Origin of the sequence: Dietzia sp. B19 (assembly GCF_014145155.1) — a bacterium.
Classification (GTDB): Bacteria; Actinomycetota; Actinomycetes; order Mycobacteriales; family Mycobacteriaceae; genus Dietzia; species Dietzia natronolimnaea.
The window spans coordinates 1-5,276 of sequence record NZ_JAALED010000078.1; the positions used below are offsets into that span (position 1 = coordinate 1).

General features: G+C 69.3%; 3 protein-coding genes and 1 pseudogene. 3 read left to right on the top strand and 1 reads right to left on the bottom strand.

What is annotated here, in order from left to right:
* Window positions 1-851, top strand: an 851-nt coding sequence (locus tag G6020_RS03200) for an RCC1 repeat domain-containing protein (protein WP_182609627.1), incomplete at its 5' end; no start/stop codon positions are given.
* A 191-nt stretch (window positions 852-1,042) separates the two neighbouring features.
* On the opposite strand, the gene G6020_RS03205 is transcribed toward G6020_RS03200, so the two are convergent.
* Window positions 1,043-1,477: a DUF3052 domain-containing protein gene (locus tag G6020_RS03205; RefSeq protein WP_182609628.1), complete on the bottom strand. Its 435-nt coding sequence runs from the start codon at window positions 1,475-1,477 to the stop codon at window positions 1,043-1,045.
* Window positions 1,478-1,787: 310 nt separating this feature from the next.
* Between G6020_RS03205 and aceE the strand changes: the two genes are divergently transcribed.
* Entirely contained in the window at window positions 1,788-4,583 is a 2,796-nt protein-coding gene (aceE, locus tag G6020_RS03210) for a pyruvate dehydrogenase (acetyl-transferring), homodimeric type (protein WP_179524990.1), read from the top strand.
* Window positions 4,580-5,276: pseudogene (locus G6020_RS03215) on the top strand (PucR family transcriptional regulator); the annotation flags it as partial. The gene aceE and the pseudogene G6020_RS03215, both read left to right, overlap by 4 nt.

Below are 5,276 nucleotides of genomic sequence, written 5' to 3' on the forward strand. Positions count from 1 at the left end.
CCGGCACGCCCGCCGGGCCCGCGGCGGCGCTGCCACAGAAGGTGCCCGGCGTCCGGGACGCCACCTCCGTGGCGGCGGTCGGTGGAGCGTTCCTCGCCACCCACTCCGACGGATCCGTGACCGCGTGGGGCGACTCGTTCATCGCGAGCGGGGGCCACCGCGGAGCCGAGCGTCAGCAGCCCACCCCGGGCCCGGTCCCCAAGGTCGAGAACGTGATCGAGGTGGCCGACGGGCAACTCAACGTCCTCGCCCTGCGCTCCGACGGCAGGGTGCAGGGGTGGGGGATCAATCTCACCCAGGTGATCGGCGAGCCGGACGGGACGCTGGTCCGCACGATCCGGGACGTCCCGGGTGCCGTCAGCGTGGCCAACCCGGGAGGGGCCGCCGTCATCGCCACCAGCACCGGAGAGGTGTGCGCGTGGGGCAACAACGTCCACGGACTGCTGGGCGTCGAACCGCGTGGAGGTCAGAGCCCGCGGGCGGTCAGGATCGAGGGGCTGACCGACATCGTCCAGGTGGCCGGCGGAAACGACTTCGCGCTCGCGCGGGATTCCGACGGGCACGTCTGGGCGTGGGGACGCATCGTCTCCGGGATGCTCGGCGACGGGGACGCCGAGGACACCTCCACCGCCTCGCCGCAGCAGGTGGTCGGCGTGGCGCCGATGGAGTGGATCGGCGCCTCAGGTGCCTCGTCGTACGGGATCGACCGGACGGGAAACCTGTGGGCCTGGGGCGGCGGCCTCCGGGCTGCCCCGTACGCCGGCGAGGACCGGCGCCCCTACCGCGTTCCGCTGCCGGGGCCCGCCCAGTCGGTGTCCGGCGGGGTCGTCCTGCTCGGACCGGACGGCTGACCGGCGACCGGGCGGCCGACCGACAGGGCGCCCGGACACGGCTCCGGTCCCGCGTGCCCGCACGGTGCATGAGAGAACACCGGCACCTCCGGTGCCGGTGTTCGTGAGATCAACTCATCCCGGTTCTGGTGCCCGACCGCCGGGCGGCCGAGCACCCCCGGGGGGTGCGATCACAACCGCGGAACGTCGTTCTACTTCCGCGGAATGCTGTTCTTCCGCAGCGCCAGGCGGCTTCCCGCCCAGTCCCCCAGGGCCGCGGTGCGGGTCTGGAGCATCCCGGCGGTCTGGGCCGACTCGGCGATGACCGAGGGCTCCACGTGGCCGTCGTTCCCCGTCTTGGGGGTGAGGACCCACACGGAACCCTCCTCCGCCAACGGGGTCACGACGTCCATGAGCCTGTCCACCAGGTCGCCGTCGCCGTCGCGCCACCAGAGCAGTACCGCGTCGACGATCTCGTCCGTGTCCTCCTCCAGCAGCTCCGACCCGACGGCGTCCTCGACGGCCTCACTGATCGACTCGTCACAGTCGGAATCCCATCCGACCTCCTGAACGAGCATGTCCTTCGTCAGTTCGAGCTGACCAGCAATCTGATCCGCCCCGTCCTGCTGGTTCGCCGCGGCGACCACCGTGGTGTTCCTCCCTCGTATCCGACTTCGTTCGTCTTGGTCTTTCGCTGACACGGAACACTACCCGCGCACCCTCCCACGGGAAACGACTACCGCCTATTTGGGCGGTCAGAGCGCAGCCCCGTGTCGCGCATCACGCTTTGGGGCACAATCAGAGGAAGTCATGGGCCGACGACGGCCCGTGGCCGGTCGACCTCGCCATCCGCCACACACCCGCGGCGCGTGCGGTCGACCGGACACTGCACCCCGACATGTGTGGTGACCCCACCGGGTCGCCGCTGTACGTATCGCAGAAGTGAGGACGAGACGCATGACCGAGACCGTAGGCACCCGAGATGGTTCCGCACCCACCAACGTGCCGGTCCTCCGGGAGGGGGTCGCGTCCTATCTCGCGGACTCGGACCCCGAGGAGACGCAGGAGTGGATGGACTCCCTCGACGGCATGCTCGCGGAGGCGGGCCCCGAGCGGGCGCGCTACCTCATGCTCAGGCTCCTCGAGCGCGCCTCCAAGCAGCGGGTTCCCCTTCCGGCTCTCACCTCATCGGACTACGTCAACACGATCCCCACCAGCCTCGAACCCGAGTTCCCGGGCGACGAGTCGGTGGAGCGCACCTACCGGCGCTGGATCCGCTGGAACGCGGCCATCATGGTCCACCGCGCCCAGCGGCCCGGCATCGGTGTGGGCGGCCACATCTCCACCTACGCGGGCGCGGCCCCGCTGTACGAGGTCGGCTACAACCACTTCTTCCGCGGCAAGGACCACCCCGGGGGTGGTGACCACATCTTCTTCCAGGGGCACGCCTCACCCGGCATGTACGCACGCGCCTACCTCGAGGGTCGCCTCCGCGAGCACGACCTCGACGGGTTCCGGCAGGAGAAGAGCCACCCCGGACGCTCACTTCCCTCCTACCCCCATCCCCGCTGCCTACCCGAGTTCTGGGAGTTCCCCACGGTGTCGATGGGCCTCGGGCCCATGAACGCCATCTATCAGGCGCGGTTCAACCGCTACCTGCACAACCGCGGGATCAAGGACACCTCCCAGCAGCACGTGTGGGCGTTCCTCGGCGACGGTGAGATGGACGAGGTCGACTCGCGCGGAGCCCTGCAGGTGGCCGCGAACGACGCGCTCGACAACCTGACCTTCGTCATCAACTGCAACCTCCAGCGCCTCGACGGCCCGGTCCGCGGCAACGGGCAGATCGTCCAGGAGCTGGAGTCGTACTTCAGGGGCGCCGGATGGAACGTCATCAAGGTCGTGTGGGGCCGCGAGTGGGACGCGCTGTTCGAGAAGGACACCGAGGGCGCGCTCGTCTCCCTCATGAACTCCGTCTCGGACGGTGATTACCAGACGTTCCGCGCCAATGACGGCGCCTGGATCCGCGAGCACTTCTTCGGTCGTGACCCCCGCACGGCCAAGCTCGTCGAGGACATGACCGACGACGAGATCTGGGCCCTCCGCCGCGGCGGGCACGACTACCGGAAGATCCACGCCGCCTACAAGGCGTCGCTCGAGCACACCGGTCAGCCCACGGTGATCCTCGCGCACACGGTCAAGGGTTTCGGTCTGGGCCAGAACTTCGAGGGACGCAACGCCGCGCACCAGATGAAGAAGCTGACGCTGGACGACCTCAAGCTGTTCCGCGACAAGCAGCTCATCCCCATCACGGACGAGGAACTGGAGGCCGACCCGACGCTGCCCCCGTACTACAACCCGGGGCCCAACTCGCCGGAGATCCGCTACATGCTCGAGCGGAGGAACGCGCTGGGCGGGCACGTGCCCGAGCGGCGCCAGACCTTCACCCCGCTCTCCGTCCCGGACATCGATTCCCTGGCCTCGCTCCGCAAGGGTTCGGGAAAGCAGTCGGTCGCCACCACGATGGCCCTGGTCCGCACCTGCAAGGAGCTCATGCGGGACGAGTCGCTACGCGATCGTCTGGTCCCGATCATCCCGGACGAGGCGCGGACCTTCGGGATGGACTCGTGGTTCCCCACCCTGAAGATCTACAACCCGCACGGGCAGAACTACACCTCCGTCGACCACGACCTCATGCTCAGCTACAAGGAGTCCAAGACGGGCCAGATCATGCACGAGGGGATCAGCGAGGCCGGGTCGGTGGCCGAGTTCACCGCCGCCGGCACCGCGTATGCGACCCACGGTGAGCCCATGATCCCGCTGTACATCTTCTACTCGATGTTCGGTTTCCAGCGCACCGGCGACGCCATCTGGGCGGCCTCCGACCAGCTCGCCCGCGGGTTCCTGCTCGGCGCCACCGCCGGCCGAACCACCCTCACCGGTGAGGGGCTGCAGCACATGGACGGCCATTCACCGCTTCTCGCCGCCACCAACCCGGGGATCATCTCGTACGACCCCGCATGGGGTTTCGAGCTCGCCCACATCATGCGCGCGGGGATCGAGCGGATGTACGGGCCGGGCGCCGCCCATGAGAACGACACCGACGGGATCGACCGCAACGTGTCGTACTACATCACCCTCTATAACGAGCCCGTCCCGCAGCCGCCGGAGCCCGAGGATCTGGACTCCGACGCCCTGCTCCGGGGGTTGTACCTCTTCCGCAAGGCCGAGAAGGGCGCGCACAAGGCCTCGATCCTCGCCTCGGGTGTCGCGATGTACGCGGCCGCCGAAGCCCAGAAGACCCTGGCCGAGCGGTGGGACGTGGCCGCCGATCTCTGGTCGGCCACCTCGTGGAACGAACTGGCACGGGACGGTTACGAGTGTGAACGCCACGAGCTCCGACACCCGGATCAGCATGCCCGGACCCCGTTCGTCACCGCGTCTCTCGAAGGCAGCGAGGGACCGAAGGTCGCCGTGAGCGATTACCAGAAGGCGGTGCCGGACCAGATCCGCGGATGGGTCCCCGGTGACTTCACCGTCCTGGGCACCGACGGATTCGGGTTCTCCGACACCCGACCGGCTGCGCGTCGCTTCTTCAACACCGACGCCGAATCGATCATCGTCGCGGTCCTCGCCGGGCTGGTCCGCGAGGGCAGCCTCGAGAAGCGCACCCTGCTCGAGGCGGCCCGCCTGTACAAGATCGACGACGTCATGGCGGCGCCCGAGCCCACGACGGATCCCGGGGTGGCGTGACCGAGACGACCGGACCCGCGGCGGGGGCCGGGCCACAGACCGTACAGCCGTCACGGCGCCGATCCGCGAGGGCTCCGGATCAGCGACCGGTCTCGGATGCGCTACTCAAGCGCATCACCCGGTACTCGGGGACGCTGTCGACGGAAGCGGTCCGGTCCCTCGAGGAGGACCTGCCGTTCTTCGCCGGGCTGTCCGCCGATCAACGGGCGGAGATCCAGCTGATCATCCAGAGCGCCGTGCGCGACTTCGTCACCTGGATGCGCAACCCCGAGGCCCCGCACACCGACACGATCGCGGGGTTCAAGCTTCTGCCCAAGGGCCTCGGTCAGGGCCTGTCCCTGCAGGAGACCGTGCAGCTCGTCCGCTCCACGTGCGAGTACTTCGAGCTGGTCATGCCGCGGATCACCCACAACGAGCGCCAGCGCGGGCTCATGATCGCGGCGGTGCTGAAGTTCGGTCGCGAGCTCGGCTTCACCGCTGCCTCGGTGTACGCGGCCGCCGCCGAGCACCGGGGCGCCTGGGACACCCGCATGGAGGCGATGCTGGTCGACGCCGTCGTCCGCGGGGACCGGCACGCCGATCTCGCCTCCGGGGCCTCGGCGCTCAACTGGGATCCGACCACCGCTGCCACCGTCATCGTGGGGCGCCCCAGGGCGGATCTGGGGCTGGCGTCCGTGCCCGCCACGCACAAGG